Origin of the sequence: Nostoc punctiforme PCC 73102 (assembly GCF_000020025.1) — a bacterium.
GTDB classification, from domain to species: domain Bacteria; phylum Cyanobacteriota; class Cyanobacteriia; order Cyanobacteriales; family Nostocaceae; genus Nostoc; species Nostoc punctiforme.
The window spans coordinates 5,076,058-5,096,793 of record NC_010628.1 but is presented as its reverse complement, the minus strand read 5'-3'; the positions used below and the strand labels follow the sequence as shown (position 1 = coordinate 5,096,793).

At 41.3% G+C, this 20,736-nt stretch carries 21 protein-coding genes and 1 pseudogene; 12 read left to right on the top strand and 10 right to left on the bottom strand.

Annotation, left to right across the window (positions count from 1 at the left end):
• Positions 1–79: 79 nt before the first annotated feature.
• From NPUN_RS20490 to NPUN_RS20470, 4 genes and pseudogenes are all read left to right on the top strand, one after another.
• Positions 80–2,242 (top strand): tetratricopeptide repeat protein, encoded by a 2,163-nt coding sequence (locus NPUN_RS20490; RefSeq protein WP_012410405.1) that lies wholly within the window; start codon positions 80–82, stop codon positions 2,240–2,242.
• A gap of 536 nt (positions 2,243–2,778) precedes the next feature.
• Positions 2,779–3,492: a hypothetical protein gene (locus tag NPUN_RS20485; RefSeq protein ID WP_012410404.1), complete on the top strand. Its 714-nt coding sequence runs from the start codon at positions 2,779–2,781 to the stop codon at positions 3,490–3,492.
• A 1,660-nt stretch (positions 3,493–5,152) separates the two neighbouring features.
• Positions 5,153–5,797, top strand: a pseudogene (locus NPUN_RS42560) (S-layer homology domain-containing protein); the annotation flags it as partial.
• Between the two features lie 36 nt (positions 5,798–5,833).
• Positions 5,834–7,246 carry a cobyrinic acid a,c-diamide synthase CobB gene (locus NPUN_RS20470; protein ID WP_012410402.1) on the top strand — a complete coding sequence of 471 codons (1,413 nt, stop codon included), beginning with the start codon at positions 5,834–5,836 and terminating at the stop codon, positions 7,244–7,246.
• A 119-nt stretch (positions 7,247–7,365) separates the two neighbouring features.
• Here NPUN_RS20470 and NPUN_RS20465 read toward each other — a convergent pair whose 3' ends face one another.
• Positions 7,366–7,803, bottom strand: a complete 438-nt coding sequence (locus NPUN_RS20465; protein WP_012410401.1) for a cyclic nucleotide-binding domain-containing protein — start codon at positions 7,801–7,803, stop codon at positions 7,366–7,368.
• 657 nt (positions 7,804–8,460) lie between these two features.
• Here NPUN_RS20465 and NPUN_RS20460 point away from each other — a divergent pair.
• The 3 genes from NPUN_RS20460 to NPUN_RS20450 all read left to right on the top strand — a co-directional run bounded on the left by NPUN_RS20460 (position 8,461) and on the right by NPUN_RS20450 (position 11,030).
• Positions 8,461–9,135 carry a cadmium resistance transporter gene (locus tag NPUN_RS20460; RefSeq protein WP_012410400.1) on the top strand — a complete coding sequence of 225 codons (675 nt, stop codon included), beginning with the start codon at positions 8,461–8,463 and terminating at the stop codon, positions 9,133–9,135.
• A gap of 364 nt (positions 9,136–9,499) precedes the next feature.
• On the top strand, positions 9,500–10,171 hold the full coding sequence (locus tag NPUN_RS20455; RefSeq protein ID WP_012410399.1) for a pentapeptide repeat-containing protein: 672 nt from the start codon (positions 9,500–9,502) through the stop codon (positions 10,169–10,171).
• A 286-nt stretch (positions 10,172–10,457) separates the two neighbouring features.
• Entirely contained in the window at positions 10,458–11,030 is a 573-nt protein-coding gene (locus NPUN_RS20450) for a hypothetical protein (protein ID WP_012410398.1), read from the top strand.
• A gap of 188 nt (positions 11,031–11,218) precedes the next feature.
• On the opposite strand, the gene NPUN_RS20445 is transcribed toward NPUN_RS20450, so the two are convergent.
• The 4 genes from NPUN_RS20445 to NPUN_RS20430 form a co-directional block, all read right to left on the bottom strand.
• A complete protein-coding gene (locus NPUN_RS20445; protein WP_012410397.1) occupies positions 11,219–12,172 on the bottom strand; it encodes a DUF4351 domain-containing protein in 954 nt (317 codons plus the stop codon).
• Positions 12,173–12,483: 311 nt separating this feature from the next.
• Positions 12,484–14,934 carry a single-stranded-DNA-specific exonuclease RecJ gene (gene recJ / locus NPUN_RS20440; protein WP_012410396.1) on the bottom strand — a complete coding sequence of 817 codons (2,451 nt, stop codon included), beginning with the start codon at positions 14,932–14,934 and terminating at the stop codon, positions 12,484–12,486.
• Positions 14,935–14,948: 14 nt separating this feature from the next.
• The gene (locus NPUN_RS20435) at positions 14,949–15,578 is read right to left on the bottom strand and encodes a GNAT family N-acetyltransferase (protein WP_012410395.1); all 630 of its coding nucleotides are present in this window, start codon (positions 15,576–15,578) and stop codon (positions 14,949–14,951) included.
• A 53-nt stretch (positions 15,579–15,631) separates the two neighbouring features.
• Positions 15,632–16,462, bottom strand: a complete 831-nt coding sequence (locus NPUN_RS20430) for a PD-(D/E)XK nuclease family protein (RefSeq protein WP_012410394.1) — start codon at positions 16,460–16,462, stop codon at positions 15,632–15,634.
• A 245-nt stretch (positions 16,463–16,707) separates the two neighbouring features.
• On the opposite strand from NPUN_RS20430, the gene NPUN_RS44195 reads away from it, so the two are divergent.
• From NPUN_RS44195 to NPUN_RS44190, 3 genes are all read left to right on the top strand, one after another.
• Positions 16,708–16,839 (top strand): hypothetical protein, encoded by a 132-nt coding sequence (locus NPUN_RS44195; protein ID WP_272913927.1) that lies wholly within the window; start codon positions 16,708–16,710, stop codon positions 16,837–16,839.
• A 70-nt stretch (positions 16,840–16,909) separates the two neighbouring features.
• On the top strand, positions 16,910–17,047 hold the full coding sequence (locus NPUN_RS42555) for a hypothetical protein (protein ID WP_193372245.1): 138 nt from the start codon (positions 16,910–16,912) through the stop codon (positions 17,045–17,047).
• Positions 17,040–17,165, top strand: a complete 126-nt coding sequence (locus NPUN_RS44190; protein ID WP_272913926.1) for a hypothetical protein — start codon at positions 17,040–17,042, stop codon at positions 17,163–17,165. The genes NPUN_RS42555 and NPUN_RS44190 overlap by 8 nt, the downstream gene beginning before the upstream one ends.
• A 176-nt stretch (positions 17,166–17,341) precedes the next feature.
• Here the strand turns inward: NPUN_RS44190 and NPUN_RS20425 are convergent, their stop codons facing one another.
• Together NPUN_RS20425 and def are read right to left on the bottom strand one after the other, a co-directional pair.
• Positions 17,342–17,545 carry a hypothetical protein gene (locus NPUN_RS20425; protein ID WP_012410393.1) on the bottom strand — a complete coding sequence of 68 codons (204 nt, stop codon included), beginning with the start codon at positions 17,543–17,545 and terminating at the stop codon, positions 17,342–17,344.
• A 10-nt stretch (positions 17,546–17,555) separates the two neighbouring features.
• Positions 17,556–18,119: a peptide deformylase gene (def, locus tag NPUN_RS20420; RefSeq protein WP_012410392.1), complete on the bottom strand. Its 564-nt coding sequence runs from the start codon at positions 18,117–18,119 to the stop codon at positions 17,556–17,558.
• A 148-nt stretch (positions 18,120–18,267) separates the two neighbouring features.
• On the opposite strand from def, the gene NPUN_RS20415 reads away from it, so the two are divergent.
• The gene (locus tag NPUN_RS20415) at positions 18,268–19,170 is read left to right on the top strand and encodes a cell division protein FtsX (RefSeq protein WP_012410391.1); all 903 of its coding nucleotides are present in this window, start codon (positions 18,268–18,270) and stop codon (positions 19,168–19,170) included.
• A 65-nt stretch (positions 19,171–19,235) separates the two neighbouring features.
• Positions 19,236–20,045, top strand: a complete 810-nt coding sequence (locus NPUN_RS20410; RefSeq protein ID WP_012410390.1) for a DUF3598 family protein — start codon at positions 19,236–19,238, stop codon at positions 20,043–20,045.
• Between the two features lie 84 nt (positions 20,046–20,129).
• On the opposite strand, the gene NPUN_RS43500 is transcribed toward NPUN_RS20410, so the two are convergent.
• From NPUN_RS43500 to NPUN_RS20400, 3 genes are all read right to left on the bottom strand, one after another.
• Positions 20,130–20,300, bottom strand: a complete 171-nt coding sequence (locus NPUN_RS43500; protein ID WP_234710959.1) for a DUF5615 family PIN-like protein — start codon at positions 20,298–20,300, stop codon at positions 20,130–20,132.
• Positions 20,287–20,403 (bottom strand): DUF5615 family PIN-like protein, encoded by a 117-nt coding sequence (locus NPUN_RS43495; RefSeq protein ID WP_234711148.1) that lies wholly within the window; start codon positions 20,401–20,403, stop codon positions 20,287–20,289. The genes NPUN_RS43500 and NPUN_RS43495 overlap by 14 nt, the downstream gene beginning before the upstream one ends.
• 62 nt (positions 20,404–20,465) lie before the next feature.
• The gene (locus tag NPUN_RS20400; RefSeq protein WP_012410389.1) at positions 20,466–20,690 is read right to left on the bottom strand and encodes a DUF433 domain-containing protein; all 225 of its coding nucleotides are present in this window, start codon (positions 20,688–20,690) and stop codon (positions 20,466–20,468) included.
• Between the last annotated feature and the right edge of the window lie 46 nt (positions 20,691–20,736).

Here is a 20,736-nt window from a genome sequence, read left to right as displayed (position 1 = left end):
GAAAACTGCTGTATGACTTTAGCCCACTTGGATACATCCAAAATGTTGATATGTACTGTGTTTTGGCTTTTTAGCCGCTATGAGCGTGAATGATACTGCACACAACAATAATTCTATTTGGAATCGGCAAGTATACCACCGCCTGAAACTTGCCCTAAGCCTTGGCTTACGACGACAACTTTTTTTAGCAATATGTGATAATTTACACCTGAGAAATCAAGTAGCAGCCCGCTTGCATTCTACATTGGCTTATCCTGTTGGACAGGTGCTATATCAGTCATCAAATGCCCAAGAAAATAGCACTCCAGCTTATCCGCGATTAGTCACATTGCGTTTAAATTTAAACGAACCCAATCCCATAGTTCAGATAAATCAATGGTTAGCTAATTATCCACCACCAATTGTTGGAGCATCAAAAGATACCCCTGGAAGACCTTTTCCAGTACCAGCATTTCAGATTGTAGGCGTGGAACATCTTACCAAGGAAACAGTAGCAACACAGCGTTTATTTTTACACTATCTCCGCTTAAGTGAGCAATATTTTTCTACACAAGAATCTAGTCGATTCCTAGAATCTAACTTACTGTTGTGGATACCGCGTCCTTGGTTATCTGCCATTAAGCAATCAGCACCACAGTTTTGGCGTTGCCGGACTGGTGTATTTGTGTTTGCTGGAGAACCCACACCCGCGACTCAAAATGCAGGCTATCCAGAACGTTTTTCACATTCTAGAAACTTGGATTTACGGAATATTGAGCAGTCGATTATAGATGAATCAGTTAACCAAGCAGAACTCAGAACCGCAGCCTCCGAGCTCAAGTTTGAGAATAATTCCAATTTCCCAGCAGAGGTACAAGGGAATGGCATACACAAAACCCAGGAATCTACTAGTAGGTCTGGTAGTGGTAATAATAATCAATCGCTGTTGTCTTTATCTTATGTTAGTAGCGAGTTAACAGAGCTAGTAATTGCAACAATTAACGCAAGTAGTGATAAAAATGCTGAAAATTATTTACAACCGCAGCAGATTTTATTGGAGATTGAAGAATTACACGAAAAGCAAGCTTCAGGGGATGTACTGGCAGAAGCTTATTATCGCTTGGGCACTTTATACCGCCTTCGCATTGAGCAAGGAGAGTCAACCCTAGAAAACCTGATGGTGGCAATTATTGCCTATCAGGAGGCTATTAGCTATGACGAAAGCTCACCACAACTTCCAGATATCTTGAATGATTTGGGTACACTCTACTGGATGCTATACCGTACACCACCCAATTCTGAGGAGGGACAAACTTATATAGAGCAGGCAATAGAATTTTATCAGTTGGCGTTAAAGATGATTTCACCGCAGACGCATCGGGAAACTTACGCTCGTGTGCAAAATAATTTGGGGACGGCTTATGGAGATTTAGCTCGTTTTTCTCACCCATCTGAAAATTGGCAGCAGGCAGTATTAGCTTACAACGAAGCACTCAGCTACCGTACAGCTGATATGGATTCATTAAAGTATGCAGCTTGCCAGAATAATTTGGGTACTGCTTACTGGCATCTAGGGCAATACAACCAACCGATTGTGCATTTAAAGAAAGCGATCGCAGCTTACAACGAAGCACTCATATACTACAATCCCGAACAGGAACCGCTCAAGTATGGGATGATTCAAAACAACATCGGCACTGCCTGTTGGAATCTAGCACAATACGAGCAACCTGCCCAAAATCTCCAGCTAGCGATTAATGTCTATAGCAAAGCTCTTAAGTATCGCACTCCAGCAAATGTTCCCAGCGCCTGCGCCGCTACACAAAATAATCTAGGTACTGCCTACTGGCACTTAGCAAACCTTTCTCAGACAACTAAAGAGGCACGTCAAAAGTATTTGCAACTATGTATCAGCGCTTATGAAGAAGCTATAGCTTTGGCTCACTCACTTAGCGGTACTCCTTTAAGCTTTGATTTGCTTGCCTCTTATAATAACTTGGCACTAGCACATTATCAGCTAGTAATAGATAAGTCGTTTAATGGTGACAAAGCAACACATTCTCAACACTTAGAAGTAGCTTTAGACTACCATTTGCAAGCCTTAAACGGATTGAGCAAACAATCAGAGGCTTATCAAACAACCTTCACTTATGTGGTGAAAACTATTCGCGCTTTTCATAATGAATTAGGGATACAGGGGCAAACTCTAGCTTTATCTAAAGTTCCTAGTCAGTTGTTGCCAGAGATTTTGTCAAAGTTATAAGGTATTCAGAATTAACTTGATATCAACCTGACAATTACTCAGAGATCAAGTAAGGTTCTCTGGCCAATATAGAAGATACTTTGCTATTACCGATCGCAGAGATTAAACAGCGTCAGCAGCAATCTTAAATACACACATAGCAGATAGTTGATTTTTCAGTCCCATAGGTAAATCATTCGTTAAGAAAACGAAAATATTTCCCAATTCCTAGTAAATAAATCTAGAATAGAAGTAAGAGTTCACAGTTAGCCTATCCCCTCTATTTAATGGCTTAGATATGTGGACATAAGTAATAAAAAAATACTTAGGAACAAAATGATACTCGTTTACGTCGCTTAAATATCTTGCCTCTGATTTGAGTGAGGCACATTAGCAGGATACTAATTCTGAGGTGTGATCGCGATCGCACAGGCTCCCATAATAATAAGTACTTTTATCTTCGGAATACGCTTATAGACAGGTTTAAAAACAGTCAGAAACAAACTCAGTAAATCACCGTCATTAAATACATCACACACACAAAGGAAAACTCTCTTATGGCTCACTCACATCAATGGAAATCTAGAACTGCTGCACTAATGGCAATAGCCGTTACCGCAAGCGTCGCTAGCCCCCTATTAAGCTTGGCTCCTGCCAATGCACAATATAGAATTGGGCAAGACAGAAATACTCAATATGGAAATGTTACCATTCCTTCTGGGGTTGCTTTTCCTGTCACCTACGAGAAAGAGACTATTACTATTGCTCCTGGGGAAAGTAAATCTATAACCTTGAGAATAGCCAATGACATTATCGACAGAAATAGAAATGTCTTAATTCCTGCTGGAACTAAAGTAAATGGACGGCTAGAATCTGTTGACTTAGATAATTATTCAAGAAATACAGATGACAACCAAGGAAAAGGCGTGCGGTTTGTCGCTCAAGAATTAGAATTTTCTAATGGTCAGCGTCAGTCGATTAATGCAACTTCTCGGACATACACCACAACTCAAAAAGTTTCACAAGGTCCTAGCACTGGTCAGGTTTTAACTGATGCAGCTATTGGTGGAGGTGCTGGTCTTTTAGGTTCACTAATTACTGGTAACAACAGAATTGATGATTTAAAACCTGTTATTGGTGCGGCTGCGGGTGCAGGTGCAAGTGTCCTATTACGGAAAAAAGAAGCAAATGTGTTTGTCATCAGACCCGCACAAGATTTAAGGCTCACACTGAATTCTAATTTGAATTTAGTACCACGCTCACGATACTAGATTTAACTCTATTCAAGTCGTGACTTTAATCACCCCTCATAGGCGATCGCCACTTTAACTAGAGTGTGCGATCGCCTTCATCTTTAGACCTAAAAAATTCTATTTAATAGCAACTATCATATCTCTATACCGTCTTCATCACCATCGATATTTATTGGAATACTTATTGAAGTATGCTATTGAAGGAAAGAGCTAGGAAAGTCATCTATATTTTATTCTCTATCTAAAAGAGTATTTAAAATTACCTAATAACCTGATATTTTTTGTCAAGTAGTGTATAAAAGAGCATTTTCTTATGGTAAGTAAAGGTTTAATTTTAAGCACATCTCTTGCAATTCCCGTGGTGTTAATTCTTTTGACTCAGGGAGAAAAGATAAAAGTATCTTTAGTTGAAAACGCCCCTCATGTATCGACTAACAACGAAATTAGCCTATCCAGCAACAAGCTAATTAGCGCGAATTCAACACCGAAAACATACTATGTTAGTGGTAATGGAAACGACAAAAATAACGGACTTTCTACTTCATCCGCATTTAGGACAATTCAGAAGGCAGCAGACCTTACCAACCCTGGTGATACAGTATTGGTTATGAATGGAGTCTACAAAAATGTAGCCAAAGCTTTGAGTGCAGTAAGTATTAAACGTTCTGGAACTGCAAATGCATGGATTAGGTATAAAGCATATCCTGGGCATTTCCCAAAAATTCAGCACAATACATGGAACGGTATTCTGATTTCAAGTGGAGCTTCATATATTGAGATCAACGGGCTGGAGGTTATAGGGAATAATGCCAATATAACTCTTGATTATGCGATGAGTGAGAAGAATAACAGACAAAACCCACTCACGAGTGGAAACTGCATCAACGTCGATGGACGAACCAATGGTCATGTTCATCACATCCGCATTCTGAATAATAAAGTGCATGACTGTGGAGGAACAGGTATTTCAGCGATGCAATCAGACTATGTGACAGTAGATAATAACGTAGTTTTCAATAATGCCTGGTACGGTGTTTATGGTTCTAGTGGTATTTCAATGTTAAATAATTGGAATTCTGACAAAAACCAGGGATACAAGATGTTTGTTACCAACAATAAGACTTACAACAATCGTATGTATATCCCTTGGATTGCAGTTGGAAAGATCACAGATGGAAATGGTATTATTATTGATACTACAAGAAACGACCAGAATAACTCAAAATTGGGTGCATATCAAGGACGCACTTTAGTTAAAAACAATCTTACATTTAATAATGGTGGCTCAGGTATTCATACATTTTTAAGCGAGCATGTTGATATTGTAAATAACACTGCTGTTTTAAATAATCAAAGCCCCGAAATTGATGGTGGGCAAATATTTGCTAATGTATCATCTGATGTCAGGATTTTAAACAATATTCTCTATGCTTACCCTGGCAAAGAGGTTAATAGCAATAATAAAAATAAAAATGTTGTTTATGATTATAATATATACCTTAATAGTTCTAAGGTAAGTGTTAAAGGACCTCACGATATTGTTGCAGACTCACAGATTTTAAAAAAGTATCCCACTCTCGAAAAAATATCTAACGATTGGATATCGCGGCTAGATAAACAAAATCCACCAACGCGGACTTATGTAGAATCTAACTCCGCAGGTTTGCTTTGTGAGTCAGTGACTTATAGTTTCCAAGGGAAACCCACCCAAGTAGGATGCTCCCCGCTATCTTTAGCTCAAATTGCTTTTTCTGATGTTTCATCTAACTATTGGGCGGCACAATTTATTCAACAATTGTCACAGCGAGGCGTAATTGCTGGATTTCCTGATGGTAGGTTCCGCCCTGAAGAACCCGTGACACGCGCTCAATTTGCCGCTATGGTCAACAAAGCTTTCCCTAAATCACAGCAGAGACAGGCGATCAATTTTGCTGACGTGCCTAGCAACTATTGGGCATACAGTGCAATTGGGCAAGCCTATACCATTGGTTTTTTATCTGGATATCCCGGTAATCGTTTTCAACCTAACCAGGCTATTCCCCGCCAGCAGGTTTTGGTTTCCCTCGCCAACGGTCTGGGATATACTTCTGGTGGCAATACCGAAAACACTCTGAAATATTTCAACGATGCCTCTAACATCGCTAGCTATGCCCGTAGACCGATCGCAGCTGCAACCCAAAAGCAAATCGTCGTGAATTATCCTAATGTCAAGTCCCTGAATCCAACCGCAACCGCTACTCGCGCTCAGGTAGCAGCTTTTATCTACCAAGCATTGGTTAGTTCTAACCAAGCCTCAGCAATTAACTCGCCTTATGTCGTGTCAAACCCCAGCAATTAACTGCCTAATCAACAATTATCCATGTCTATAATCATTGCTGGAGAACGTAGTGGGGTGGGCAAGACAACTGTCACGCTTACCCTTTTAGCATCTTTACGTCGTCGCGATCGCTTGGTGCAATCTTTCAAGGTAGGCCCAGACTACATCGATCCGATGTTTCATCAACACGTAACTGGTCGTCCTTGTCGCAACTTAGACCCAGTGTTGACTTCAGAAACCTACGTTCAGCAATGTTTTGCCCGTCATAGTCAACTGACTGAATATTCCCTAGTAGAAGGGGTAATGGGATTATTTGATGGAATTTCGTCATTAGTCATTAGTCCTTTGTCATTTGCAGAAGACAAAGGACTAATGACTAATGACAAAGGACAAATTACTGACTTTGCAAGTACGGCACACATTGCACGGCTTTTAGATTTACCTGTGGTGTTGGTGATTGATTGCAGTCGCTTGTCTGGTTCTGTAGCTGCGATCGCTCACGGCTACCAATCTTTTGACCCCCGAATTAAAATAGCTGGGGTAGTATTAAATCGCGTGGGAAGCGATCGCCACCTCTCTCTCCTCAAAGATGCCCTAAAACCCTTACAATTACCTATTCTCGGCGTGTTGCGCCGTCAAGATAACATCACAATTCCCGATCGCCATTTGGGTTTAGTACCCACAGCAGAACTTCCCGAACTCAATGCTTTAATCGATCGCCTCGCCGATTTAGGAGATACCTGCTTCGATTGGCAAAACTTATTACCCCTGTTAAAATCACAACCTCTTCCTCATCCCCCTAATCCGCCTCATTCCCCCTCCTCCATCAGAATTGCAGTTGCCCGCGATCGCGCTTTTAATTTTTATTACCAAGACAATCTCGATTTGCTGCAACAGCTTGGTGCAGAACTTGTTTTCTGGAGTCCCTTAGAAGCTGCTGCAATACCAAAAGATGTCCAGGGAATGTATTTTGGGGGAGGTTTCCCAGAAGTTTTTGCCCAGCAACTAGCAGAAAATACCAGCGTTCGTGATGGAGTGAAAACAGCAATTCTAGAAGGAATGCCTGCGATCGCTGAATGTGGAGGATTAATGTATTTATGTGAGCAAATTATCGATTTTGAGGGTAAATCTTGGGCGATGACGGGAGTTTTACCGACATCTGCTGTCATGGGTGCGCGTTTAACTCTGGGCTATCGTCGTGCAGTAGCTTTGCAAGATAATCTGTTAGTGAAGGCAGGTACAACTGTTCACGGACATGAATTTCATCGTTCTCATTTAACCTTAACTCCCACTAAGCCGCTATTTGAAACTTCTCGCTACGATTGTGATGAAAATATGGGATGCGAGGGATGGGGTTTTCCTGCAAATGTTCATGCTTCTTATGTTCATCTGCATTGGGGGAGAAGTGTAGAAATTCCCCAACAGTTTCTTAAAGAATGTAGAACTTATAAGTAGGTCGGCGCAATTAAAGCTAACTGGCTAAGGCTGTCATTTGTCATTAGTAAGGATTTTAAGCCTATTTAACGTGAGTTCGACGGAGTGAATTGACTGTGGTAGGAGGTTTTGGGTTTAATTCAACGTGAGTTCGATAAATTCATATCGTCATTTAACTTACGAATTAGACGGGATAACTCCCGAATGATATTCACCGCAATTTCAGGAGTTTCTTCGATCGCATCATACAATTGCTCTTGCGTCAGTTCCAAAAATTCGCAAGGTTCCAAAGTTGTTGCAGAGGCAGAACGAGGTTGAGTATCAAATACTGCCATTTCACCAAAGTATTTTCCCTGTTCCACCTCTGCAAGCATTTTATTGCCGATGTGGACTTTAACCCGGCCTGACACGACAATATAAAGCGATCGCCCTTCTTCTCCTTGGCGAAAGATGGTGTAATTAGCTGGAAATGACAGTTCGTTCATCACTGAAGTGAGCCGCACAATAAAATCATCCCGCAATTCCTTAAAAATCGGGACTCGCCGGACAAATAATAAACGGTCAACACTGGTTAGCATAATTACAAGTTAAACATAAAACATTACTGTAAATTTTAAACCCGAAGGCAGAGCGCAATTAGTCATATTAACCGATGTTGAACGCTAGCCGCCAAGAATATCTCAAACTTTAGCCTGTCTTTGATAAAGGAGGCAGGGGGACAAGGGAAACAAGGGAAACAAGGGAGAATTATTGAATAAATCTCTCCACTTATCTCCCTTGCCCCTCTGCCCTCTTGCCTCTTGTTCAATAGGAGCGATGCCTACGGCGGTAAACTACGCTCTTAAACTTCTCCGATACTAACTCAGTATGAAACGCAACCAACTGCCAGTCTGTTTTGTTAAAAACCTTGCCAGCCCCGCTAAAGCAACACCTATAAAATAGACTGTTTATCAATCACCTTTATTTATCGTTTTAAAAAACAAGAGTATTTGCTCTTATTGGGTTGCAAGCCATAATATTGACTTCATGAGCTCCCAAGGTACCTTGCTGAGAAAAAAATCACCAATTTGATTAGAGGCAATCGCCTGTAAAAACTGGGGAACTGGCTGATGACTAGCGAACCTCAATCGGTTGTCGTTAGGTAAAACAGTCGCGAAATCTCCTTATCTACCCTCACCGCGAGGTGCAGAGAAGGACTAGGACATAACAGCATTGAATTATCGTGAGCAACAATTATGAGTTGGCTAATTAGTACATTAATTATTGGAATCTCTGTCGCTTTTGCCACCACCTTTGACGACAATTTATATTTGACAGCTTTTTTCGGAAAAGTCAATCGCAGCTTTCGTCCTAAGCATATTATTATCGGTGAATTTTTGGGATTTACTACCTTAGTATGCGCTAGTCTCCCTGGTTTCTTCGGTGGTCTTCTGATTCCTAGCACCTGGATTGGATTACTAGGTTTGCTTCCCATTGCTATTGGTATCAGTAATTTCATGAGTCGAGAAGAGGAAGGAGAGACAGTGCAAGCTGTGTCAGTTGAGTTAAAGTCTCCTGTCAAATCTGAACGCCAGAATAAATCATTATTAGCAACCATCCGCGATCCTCAAACCTACCGCGTTTCTGCTGTCACCATTGCCAATGGAGGAAACAACATTGGGATCTATGTGCCTTTGTTTGCTAGTAGCAATCTTCCAAGTTTGAGTGTAATTTTGTGTGTTTGTTATTTCAGTATTGGAGTGTGGTGTTTCCTGTCTTACAACCTGACTCGTAATCCTCTGATGACTCCCGTTTTAACCCGCTTCGGCCGAAAAGTCTTCCCATTTGTCTTAATTTACCTGGGACTATCTATCTTAATTAAGAGTGAATCATATCGACTGTTACCTAATCTGGCAATGCTTTCTAATTAGGCATTACACCCGAACTGAAAACTGTTTACCTGGGAATGCCATGTCTACGATGGTCACTGACTTGTACTGAGTGCAGTCGAAGCAGCTTTGTCGTACCACTTCATAAAAGCAAGCTACGCGCAGCGTCTCGTCGAGAAGTGCAGGCTACGCCTACGCAGATGGGTGCTATTCCCTGACATAACCAAACAATTACCCAATCGTTTCCCATCCAAAAAAGATTTTTTTAATCACTTGAATTTATCAACTTGAATCAAAATAATATTTGATCTTATCAATCAATTTATCTAAAGTGAGAATAAAGCACATTATTGATGGCTCTTATAAAAGCAAACCCACTACTACGAATAATGATAGGAAGGAACTCATGAATGAATCAAATTCCAAAAAGTTAACTCGGTGGATCGTAACAGCAGTATTTCTGGTACTTGTAGCAGGATTTTCGCTCCTTGACCAGCAAGCAGTTAAAGCTCAAACATTAACAACATCCATACCTACTGAGTCTGAACTAGCTCCAGTCACATCTCCCGTTACACCGCCAATGGAGTCTGTAACTTCCCCAGTCATACCTCCGGTTACATCGCCAATGGAATCTGTAACTTCCCCAGTTATACCTCCAGCTGTATCTGTAGCAACAAATGTTAGACATTTATTACAAACCAATGAATGTGTCGGATGTAACTTAACTGGAGCAATGCTTAAGGATGCAAACCTGCAAGCGGCAAACTTGGAGGGTGCTAACTTACAAAATGCAGACTTAGAAAGGGCTAACCTACAGCAAACAAACTTACAAGGGGCAAACTTTCAAGGAGCAGATTTAGGTAAGGTAAACCTTTTGGGAGCAAACCTTTTAGGAGCAAACCTATTTGATGCAGACTTAGAAAAAGCCAACCTGTTGGGAGCAAATCTGCAAATGGCTAACCTACAGGGCGCAGACTTGGAAAAGACAAATCTCACAAATGCAAACATCCAGGGGGTTAACCTGATGGGGGTTGATTTGGAAGATGCGATCAGACCTGAAGGATTCACTGTTCAGTGATTAAACTGAAGTTCTGAGTGTAAATTTAATAAAACCCTCAAAAGCCTGATTCAGTAATGAATACAGGCTTTTATTTTTAAACGTGAGTTCGATGGGATTTTTTCTACTGACAAGATACCGTTACGTGGGCTTTTTTACTTTTCAGACATCTTCTAAAGATGCTTCAACCTAATAGTAAATTAAATATACTTGTTTACAGATGGAATGATTCTCACTATATACCTGACTTTTAACGCTCCTAGAAAAACTAGTTATTATCAAATAATTTCAGGTTAACAAGTTTGTAATGAGTAGTAAATTTTCTAATTTCACCTACTATATCCGTTGTAATAACCTAGAATTAATAGAACAAGCTTTGACCCACATTCTTGAGCAAGAAGGCTGTCGGCGTATCCCTTTACCGATCCTTCCTGACGATGATATTGAAAAACTGCGTGGTAAACCTTGGCTATTATGTAACGAATTGTGGATAATTGGATTGTTTGTTGGATCATTCGGATGGACGATTGTCAAAGTATTGCCGGAGCAATTAATATGCCGTCGGGCTAGAGATGCTGATCGTCCCCGATTATCTCAATTAGCAATGCATATTAGTAGTGATGCTTTTTATATCGGTTGCAGCGAAGTAGAAAATATTCTTATGGAAACCGATGCCAAAGGTAGTATTTTCACCTCTGGTGACGTTGATGATTTATCAGGAAAAGATAAATTTTTTGAGGAGTCAATTAATCTCGTAGAGCGTATCCAGTCGTTAGAACATCTTAAGCTGATGTACTCAACCGCCTGTATTGTTCACAGCCTTCAAGGAATTTCAAGAATCTCAGAAAATCACAGCATTTTTCTCTCACCAGAGACATAAAAGAGCGTTAGTTTATCGTGCCTATACTCAGCAAGAACAGCTAGAAGCAGATGAGGCGCGACTATTGTACTTCCAACCTACCCAGTAATTGCAAAAGTTTGATTTTTAGCCATTGGCCCTTGACTCTTGTAGTAAAAGATATGTGTGCCAGTTTCGTAAGTCTTGAACTATTTCCATCAAGAAATATTCTACGCTGTTTGATTTGCTTCCAACCAGTTAAGTAAATCCTCAAGGGTTGTAAAATCCAATAAAGCCTCGCCAAGTGCTTCTAATTGCTCTATGGAAAGAGTTTGAATGCCCCCCCGAACCTCTTGTGGTAACTCTCCTACCCGTTTTTTTAGTAGCCGTAGGACGAGTGTTTGTCCTTGTTCCTGTTTTCCGCGCTCGTAACCAATGCGTTCACCTGTGGTAATGTAGCTCATAGTCAGCTCCTGCTCAAATTGCTTAAACTCTTGCCAAAATTCTGCTTCTAAGGCTTTTGGTAAAATCATAACCCAATCAATAAATCGGTAAAGGTTACGAATATCTTTTTCTTGCAATCCTAATTCATACAATCGGCGAATCAAGCTAAATTTCCAAGCTTTCCGTTCTCCCGGCTTTTTATTTGTTTGCTGTGTCTTCAAATGTGCCATTACTACAGTTGCAAATGGATTGTCGCTAGCTTCTAATTCTGTCCAACGATTTTGATAATCCAGCAGCTTGATGGTTCCAAATTCAAAGTTAAGTCTGGTATTGGGATAATTATAACTATATTGATTGGGTCGCCATGTCGGATCGGTATCGCACAAAATTGCCAAACTCACGGCAGGTTTAGCAAATCTGTCAAAAATTCGCAGGTTGTAGGAAAACATTCTTTCTGCAAAAGAATCTTCTGATTTCGCTTGAATTTCTACATGGATTAATAGCCAAGTTTCTTGCCCTTGAATTTGCCAGACTTTAACTAATTTATCTGCATATCTCCTACCAAGTTCTGCTTCGCGGGCAATTTGTTGAAATTCCTTGTCGAGAAATTCGTGGGGACGTTCCCAATTAATTAGTTCTGCTGTTTGGGGAAAGAAAAATTGCATTGCTTGGGGAAAGTAAGCTTCTAAAATTTCTTTCCACGGGCTATCATTATCTGCTCTTCCCAGTTCCTCGGTCATCAGTTGATTGTTATACCATCTAGTAATCCTAAATCATTTGTGAACGACAAGATCCCCAACTTCTCTAAGAGGTTGTTTGAAAAGTATTTTGCTGTAACTTTAAGCACTTTTAGATCCCCCCTAACTCCCCTTAAAAAGGGTGGAACCGGAATCAAAGTCCCCCTTTCTAAGGGGGACTTAGGAGGATCTAGAACTTTTGATACTGACAAGAGAACTTTTCAAACATCCTCTAAGAAGTTGGGGATCTTAGGCTAGCAATTTTCATCAATATAGAAGGGATTTGCCCGAAAATAGCAGTCGATCTCACGTTTTTAAAGGTTTGTACCCATGTAATTTTCGGAATTTGCGATCGCCACAATAGTAGATAAAGGCACCTCGGCAAAATACTGTTGCTGAAATTGTTCTTCTCGCACAGCAGCTAAAAATCTTGCCACTGCTGCATCAGCAAAGTTTTCTGCACTATCAGTTGGATGCCAGGTAAATTGTAAATAATTGTCTTGTCGTTTGACTGTGAACCCTAAAGATTTTAAAGCTTTGATGCCTACAAGTAAGGTTTGGTCACTGATACCGATTTTCTCTAAAAGTTGGACGCGGGTAACTGGTTGATTTGTGCGACTGAGATATTTGGCAATTCCCACAAGAGTCAGCCAAATCTGATGGGGTGGTTGGTGCTTGGGTTTAGACCAAGCGATCGCTAATTGTTGTTGATTTTCATGTGAAGATGCAGAGCCGCTTATCGTTAGACATCGCCGCAACCATACACGTAAATTATCCCAACTCGTGGGGCAATCTTCAAGAATCAACGCTGTTAGCGAGGCGTTTAGCCCGTCTTGAGTTGTGTTAGCCGTAGCCTGTTGTGAGTGTTCTTGATTCCGTAAGTCTAAGATGAGTGGTGTTAGCGATAGTGGGGCGTTTAGCCCATTCCGAGTGTTAAGTGCTGAGTTAACACTGGGACGCACGGCAATTAATCTGATTTCATAACGTTTTTTAAAGGTGTTGTAGTCTAATTCAGCTATGCAATCACACCTTCCTATGGGTAATTCATCTTTGTAATGTCCCCACCATAAGCCAGGAAAAGCACTTCTGCCGGAATCATCCCGAATATCAAACTCAGTTTTAATGTACTGTACCTTTTTTCCTTGCCAATCCTGCTGATTGCGATGCCAAGCATTTTCAAACCAGCAGTTTTGAATTAGCAACTTCGGAACAGGATTACCCATTCCACAAGGTTCTAGCACTTTCAGTTCCAAAAATAACTCTTTCCCCAAGTCTGCTACTGTTACCGTCAAGTCTGCTTGCACAGTTGGCGTTAGGGTTGTGCTACCTAAAGATTGCCGTAACTGCTGATTAATTGCTGCTGTAAATAAAGGAATATTCTCCACCAACAAACTCAAACCAGCTGCAAAGGGATGTCCGCCAAAACGATGTAACAAATGTGCTTGGTCTTTCACCAGTTGGTATAAATCTACCGAATTCACCGAACGGGCAGAACCACGGGCGAGGGGAGCAGGGAGTAGGGAGTATGGAGTAAGGGCGAAATCTTCTTCCCCTGCTAGTTCTGTACTTAACAAAATCGTGGGGCGACCTGTTTCTTGTGCGACCTGTCCAGCAACTAAACCCAATACACCCGCAGGCCATTGGGCATCTTCTAGGACGATGACGCTGGTGGTTGATAAATCTAATTGAGTAAGTTTTTGTGCTACTTGCGCTTGTACATCTTTTTGTAAAGATTTGCGCCTGGTGTTTGCGAGTTCTGTAACTTCGGCTAATTCGTTACAACGTTTGACATCTCGACTGGTTAATAATTCAACGCAAAAACTAGCATCACCTTGGATGCGGCTGACGGCGTTAATTCTTGGCCCCAAACCAAAGGAAATATCTGTGGGGCGATCGCCACTTTTCTGGCACAATTCTAATAATCGCCCCACCCCCGGACGACGACGCGCTGTTGGTGGCTGTTTAAAATCTTCTTGTAGTCGTTGAATTCCCAACTGCGCCAAATAACGACAATCTCCACTTAACTGCACTAAGTCGGCAATTAATCCTACTGCTACTAAATCTAATAAATCCTCTAACGGATGTTTGGCAACATTAGGCAGACTTTGATATAACGCTTCCACCAACTTGTAAGCTACCGCTACCCCAGAAAGATTAAACAGCTGATGTTCCCTTGAAAAATAGCGGGGATTGATAATTGCTGCGACGGGTGGGCGTTCAGTTGGTAAAGTATGATGGTCTGTAACTATTACATCTATGCCTAGCTGTTTAGCGTAGATAATTTCCTCAATATTTGTGCTGCCAGTATCGCAAGTAACAATTAATTTGCAACCTTGTTTTGCTAAGTTATCAATACCTTGATTATTGAGACCGTGAGATTCTTTCAGGCGATTGGGAATATAGTAAATTAACTGAGTATTCTGTTTAAAAAATTGCCCTAATCCATCCCAAAGTACAGATGTAGCGGTAATCCCATCAGCATCAAAGTCTCCCCAGATGGCAATTTTTTCTTTGGCGTTATATGCTTGTTGCAACCGGGCGATCGCTAACTGCATTTCCTGCCCAAACTCAAAGGGACTCGCTGGTTGATAATCTTTATAGTTAATAAAAGCTGTTAATTGTTGATTATCTTTAATTCCCCGTTGCCACAACAATTGTGCTGCATATATTCCACTTGATAGGGGTGTATGCTGTTTCACCGCTTGGATGAACCACTCTAGGGGTTGTTCGGTTGCTGTTATAGTCCACTGCTGTTGTTCTGCCATTATTAAATTGGGGATTAATCCTCAGTTGTTTGAGATTCATTCACTAGGGGATTGAGAATTACTTCATTAGCGACACTATCAGCTTTACGGGCGCGAATTGCCGGACGCGATCGCTTGTAACCGGCTCTTTCAGCTTTTTGGTGTTCGTAATCAATTAATCTGCCATAATATTCATGCTTGCTTAAATTCATCGACAAGAAAATATGCTGGCGAGTATTACCAAAACCTTTGCGGTTAAAAAACTTTAAGGCTGAAGTGTTGGTGGGATCGGTATCTACCAGCATAAACCGCGCCCCATCTTCAATCATTCGGGCGACGACTTTATCCACCAACTTGTCTGCTACTCCCCGACGCTGATACTTCGGACTAACTCCCAACCATAAAATGTATCCATAAGTCCAGGATGCTTTGGTGATGATAGTTCCCAAAATAAATCCGGCTAATTCTCCGTCTGTTTCAGCCACAAGACAGTATTCTGGATCGGTGTTGTAAAGTCCAATCACCTCCCATTCATCCCAGGTGCGGTATAAATAAGGATATAAATCGCTGGTAAATAACCCTTCTCCCAAGTGGTAAACAGGAGCAATGTCATCAATTCCTAATTCGCGGACATAAATGGCTTCAGTTTCGTCAAAAGTTGACATAAATTTAGAAGTTGTGATTTTTTTATATCCCTATTGGACTTGACAAACATCCTTTAATGTATGGAGTTGAGTAAGACTTCTTGAATGCTGTCAAAATTGGGCAATGAGTCTTTCACTGCTTCTTCAGTAACTTGTGTGCGTAGTTTACCGCCGTAGGCATCGCACCGTTTGGCAAACTGACAATAATCACAGGTTTTACTACCATCCACCACTTGAGGAAACTGCTGGTTATTTTGGTAATCTTCCAGCCAATTAGTTAACTGGCTTAACAGTTGATTAAGTTTCTTTGCTATTTTTGTGTGTTGAACAGTATTGTAATTAAATTTAATATTTTGCGGCTTACCCTCAGATTGGACAAACCAGTAAGTCATGGAAATATTTTCTGGCAAATAATCGCTAGTTTCAGCCAATACATAGAGATAAAGCCGTGTTTGCCAGTTGGATTCTAACTCGCGTTTATTGGGTGGTTTAGGATAAGTTTTCCAGTCGAGAATTTGCGCTTGTTGGTTATCTGCAATCAATAAATCATAGACAACCGTCAGCAAATAATCTTGAACTTGCAGGGTGCGGTAGTGTTCACTCTCACGGAAAGTTTGATTATCAGATGCAGCCGTTAAAATTTCTGGGGCTGCATCGGTAAAAGCTAGCATCCAGCTTTGCAGTTTAGCATCTGCTTGCAAAAAACTATCAATTGGCAAACCCATTTCTCGCTGCTGCATTAGCAAGTGAAAACGACTACCCAAAGTTTGCCGTTCTTCTTGTTCTGGGTTTGAGGGCGAATTGAGTTTTTCTAAATAGGTATGTTGAAATTTACGCGGACAAGCTTCTAGTAAGTTGAGTTGTCCTTGAGACAGTCGCAGTAGTTGAGTAGGAGTTAACAGCATTCTTCTATTTTAGAAGTTAAAAGGGCAAATGACCTCAGCCCTGGCTCTAAGTTGACATCCAAACAATAACTTTTATGTTCTCATATCTGTTATTTCAACTCGTCATCATCTGCCTCATCTTGGTGATTAGAATGTCTCGTTTTTCCTTGGAACTTGATGGAGCCATAGCTATTTTAACGATGTCAAAATATGCTGGTTGATTAGCTTTGTTGACAATTGCCAAAGAGATTTATCCCGCCACTAAGATGACTAAGATCGGCGAAAGTACATTTCCCCCAGAGCCGTTGTTGTTAGTCTATAGGATTAGCAAGACAGCCAACCCCGACAGTTATGGTGGAAATGCCTACGAAGGTGGTCTTTATATTTGCAGAGCATGAAAAATTAAGCTCTTAGCTGAATTACCAAAGCAATCTGGATATTAAGCGCGAGTTAGTTTGTCTACACAAATTGCTAGATGATATTGTGCGTCCCTTGCCCAAAAGGGAAGTACTGGAAGCACTAAAATCACTACGTAGGCGATCGCTAATTGAACAAAGAACTGCGCTTTTCACTCTCCAGCCTGTGGTGGATGGAATACATGACTGACCAATTAATTGAACAGGTTTGTCACGAAATTACTACTGGCGAGATTAAGCTATTTATGAGCCATGCTTTAATGGAAACGACGTGCCTAAAAACACTGCGTAGGCGTAGCCCGTCGTAGACATTGCCAAAACCCTACGAAGGAATGAATATCACCGGCGTGACGGGGTTAACCGCAGCGCAGTTAGTAAAGCTGAAAGCTTTAGGGGCAGTGGAAGATCCAGAGTAAAAATAAAAGGTAAAAGAATGAATTTTGCCTTTTCCTTCATCCTTTTACCTTTTTTATGTACCTGATGCTTATTTCATGTTAGCCCTTGCGTCCTTCACTGCGGCAAAGAAAAATAATCCGGTGAGTGGAATGCTCAATGCGAGGATAATCGCCGTGACTTGGAAACCCAAATCTGGCTGTCCGTAACTGAGTTCAAAAATTGAACCGACAGCTGCGATCGCACTTACACAAGAACCACCCAGAAATAAACTGCTTTTTGGAGTTAAATACACTACTAGCCCCCTATGCTATTGGTTTCACCGCTTGATACGAGAAGCCATTCTTAGATAGCTCCTGGGCTAAAGTCAAGGAATTTTCTACACGGTCTACAAATACCACGCCGTTGAGGTGATCCATCTCGTGCTGAATACAGCGTCCTAAAAGGTCATTAGCCTTTAATGTTCGAGGACGACCATATTCGTCTTTATAGGCTATCTCCACGACTTCGGGACGCTTTACGTCTAGATATACGTTAGGAATGCTTAAGCATCCTTCTTCGGCAACAGAGATGTCGCGGCTGACCTGTTTAATGGTGGGGTTAATCAAGACCAAAGGGGGATTAGCTGCGTTCTCTGGTTCCAGATCGATGACTATTAGTTGTTTGTGAATTCCCACTTGGGGGGCAGCCAAACCAATGCCATCTTTGCTGTACATAGTTTGCAGCATTTCCCGCACCATCTGGCGAAGTTCGTCATCTACTTTAGAAATCCGTTTTGCAGCTTGACGCAGCACGCGATCGCCTAAATAATGAAGCTCCAAAGGTGGATTTTTTAACTTTTTTTTCTCTACAGCAATTTCAGAAGGCATGAGTCTCAATGGCTAGATGGTGAAAATTCTTACTATTTTCATTCTATCAAGTTGAGGAATGGGGAGTGGGGAATTGGGTATCGGGAGTGCTGAATGATGAATGATGAATTATAAATTACGAATTACGAATTATTGACTGGGGTGATGTGTGTTTAAATCTTTTACGAAACTAGACTATCTGCTTAAAGAAACTTTCCTCGGTTTACTGCGGGGAGGTTGGATGAATTGGGCAGCAGTAAGTACTGTGACAGTATTACTGTTTTTATTTGGTTTGAGTTTGCAAACCTCTTGGCAAGTCGAAAAACTACTCTATCAGTTCGGTAGTCAGCTAGAAGTATCAGTTTATCTTGAACCGGATACGCGGGCCGAAAACATTGAGCCACTGATTGCAAAAATGCCAGAGGTCGCGGCGATGCAAACCATTACCAAAGACCAAGCTTGGACTAAGTTAGTTAAGGAAATGAGAATTTCTGATATTGAGGGCGCTACGCAGCAGCTAGGTGAGAATCCCTTGGTTGACGAGATGAAGGTGAAAGCGCGTAATTCTCAAGTTGTACCAACTTTAGCAACGCAACTGGCTAAGTTGCCCGGAGTTGAGACGGTGGAGTATATCGATGAAGCAGTTAAACGCATTGCCCAGTTGCACCGAGGTCTGAACTGGATTACTTTAACAATTACAATTATTCTGACCCTAACTGCGATCGCAGTGACTACAACCACAATTCGGTTGATTGTGATGGCGCGACGGCAAGAAATTGAAATTATGCAACTGGTGGGAGCAACTTCAGCTTGGATTTACCTGCCGTTTATTTTACAAGGAATTGCTTTTGGTTTAGTTGGTGGTGCGATCGCTTGGAGTTTCATCTCTGTGATTCAACAGTTTCTTGGTAAATTGCTAGCCAATCAACCTGAGTTTATTCAAGTTATTAGCAATGGTGTGCAACTCACTCCAGCCCAAGTTTTACTATTACCCTTGATTCTCTTGAGTTTCGGTGCAGCTGTAGGATTAATGGGAAGCTTATTTGCTGTCCGAAGTTTTGCTAAAGCTTAGGGGTTAGGGGTTGGGCATTGGTTATGTACAAATGACCAATGACAAATGACAAAGGACAAATCTTTATGAAATCACAATGGGAATGTTTTCTGCAAAATCTTGGTGTATGGGAAGGTTCATTTAGCAATTTTTCTCCCGAAGGTACACTTCTGAACGATACTTCTAGCCGTCTTTGCCTAGAAGGTTTGAACAATAACCAGACAGTACGCCTAACTCTGAGCCGTTCGGGAAAGGATGATGTAATCAGAGAATTTAGGTCTGTGGGAGGGGGTCTGCTATTTTTTGAAAATGGTTCATTTTCTGAAGGTTTAATCCAGCTAGGGCCATTTTCCGAATTTGGTGGAGAACTCGCTTTTGTTCATGAAAATCGCCGCTTACGTCTGGTACAACTGTTTGATAGAAATGGTCATCTAAATGGACTAACTCTCATTCGAGAACATCTAGCTGGAACCCCGGTAGCAGAACGTCCCCTTTTGCAGATAAATGACTTGTTAGGAGAATGGCGAGGACAAGCAGTGACAATCTATCGAGATTTGCGTCCGCCTGATATTTACTCTACAACTTTGAAAATACAACTTGATGATGCTGGGCGATTAATGCAAAGTACTTCTTTTGGGGAACGCACAATTACCTCAACTGCTACTATCAAAGGTTCTATCGTTCTCTTTGATCAAGATCCAGAAAAACAGGTACAAGTATTATTGTTACCTGATGGCGCTTCTGCAACTTCTCCTCTAAAGGTACAATTACGTCAACCCTTATTTCTGGAAGCGGGTTGGTTAATCCAGTCAGACCTGCGCCAGAGGATGATTCGCAGCTATAACGACAAAGGCGAATGGGTTAGTCTGACATTAGTTACTGAAGAAAGGGTGTAAAATTTTTTAGCTCCAAGAAACTTTAAACTACGTTACGGTGCAGTAGGTTTGTTAAATTGCGATCGCTTTTGTTAGCCTGCATTGTTAATCTCCTCTGATTTCGACTAACGCTTCTCCAGATTGCAAAAGCTCTAATGCTTCTAGCAATGTTGAATTCAGAATCTCTTTCAATCGGTCATTTGACGTATTGCCACACGTCAACCAGATAATTTGTGGCAGTGTTCCAAGACGATCAACTAAGTCAAGCTTTGTCACTGTCTTTGGTCATGAGAATGACTTCTGTAGCCCTTGCTGCTTCGAAAATCTCAGGATCTTCGGCATCTCTCAACCCAAGATCACGCAAAGCTAATGCTGTTATGCCGAATGTGATGGTGATCCAAGTTGCAATTGCAGGTGACAGATGTGCATCTACCCAGATTATTATGCAACCAAAACGGGATGATTGAGCTTACGTGAAGCGTACACAAGTGCTGCTTTTAGATCATCCGCTTCCAAATCGGGCATTTCTTCTAGGATTTGTTCGGCACTCAGTCCAGCCGCAAACAAGTCGAGTACATCTGATACCCGAATTCTCATGCCCCGGATACAGGGACGACCACCACACTGTTTGGGATTAATTGTAATTCTTCCAAGTAAGTCTGACATAGGGTTTCACTCGGAGATAGTCTTTAACCCAGTATATGTAAGGTAG

Coding starts and splice junctions, on each gene's coding strand:
- NPUN_RS20490 (WP_012410405.1), top strand. CDS start 80: ATGAGCGTGAATGATACTGCACACAACAATAATTCTATTTGGAATCGG.
- NPUN_RS20485 (WP_012410404.1), top strand. CDS start 2,779: ATGGCTCACTCACATCAATGGAAATCTAGAACTGCTGCACTAATGGCA.
- NPUN_RS20470 (WP_012410402.1), top strand. CDS start 5,834: ATGTCTATAATCATTGCTGGAGAACGTAGTGGGGTGGGCAAGACAACT.
- NPUN_RS20465 (WP_012410401.1), bottom strand. CDS start 7,803: ATGCTAACCAGTGTTGACCGTTTATTATTTGTCCGGCGAGTCCCGATT.
- NPUN_RS20460 (WP_012410400.1), top strand. CDS start 8,461: ATGAGTTGGCTAATTAGTACATTAATTATTGGAATCTCTGTCGCTTTT.
- NPUN_RS20455 (WP_012410399.1), top strand. CDS start 9,500: ATGAATGAATCAAATTCCAAAAAGTTAACTCGGTGGATCGTAACAGCA.
- NPUN_RS20450 (WP_012410398.1), top strand. CDS start 10,458: ATGAGTAGTAAATTTTCTAATTTCACCTACTATATCCGTTGTAATAAC.
- NPUN_RS20445 (WP_012410397.1), bottom strand. CDS start 12,172: ATGACCGAGGAACTGGGAAGAGCAGATAATGATAGCCCGTGGAAAGAA.
- recJ (WP_012410396.1), bottom strand. CDS start 14,934: ATGGCAGAACAACAGCAGTGGACTATAACAGCAACCGAACAACCCCTA.
- NPUN_RS20435 (WP_012410395.1), bottom strand. CDS start 15,578: ATGTCAACTTTTGACGAAACTGAAGCCATTTATGTCCGCGAATTAGGA.
- NPUN_RS20430 (WP_012410394.1), bottom strand. CDS start 16,462: ATGCTGTTAACTCCTACTCAACTACTGCGACTGTCTCAAGGACAACTC.
- NPUN_RS44195 (WP_272913927.1), top strand. CDS start 16,708: ATGACTAAGATCGGCGAAAGTACATTTCCCCCAGAGCCGTTGTTGTTA.
- NPUN_RS44190 (WP_272913926.1), top strand. CDS start 17,040: ATGACTGACCAATTAATTGAACAGGTTTGTCACGAAATTACTACTGGC.
- def (WP_012410392.1), bottom strand. CDS start 18,119: ATGCCTTCTGAAATTGCTGTAGAGAAAAAAAAGTTAAAAAATCCACCT.
- NPUN_RS20410 (WP_012410390.1), top strand. CDS start 19,236: ATGAAATCACAATGGGAATGTTTTCTGCAAAATCTTGGTGTATGGGAA.
- NPUN_RS20400 (WP_012410389.1), bottom strand. CDS start 20,690: ATGTCAGACTTACTTGGAAGAATTACAATTAATCCCAAACAGTGTGGT.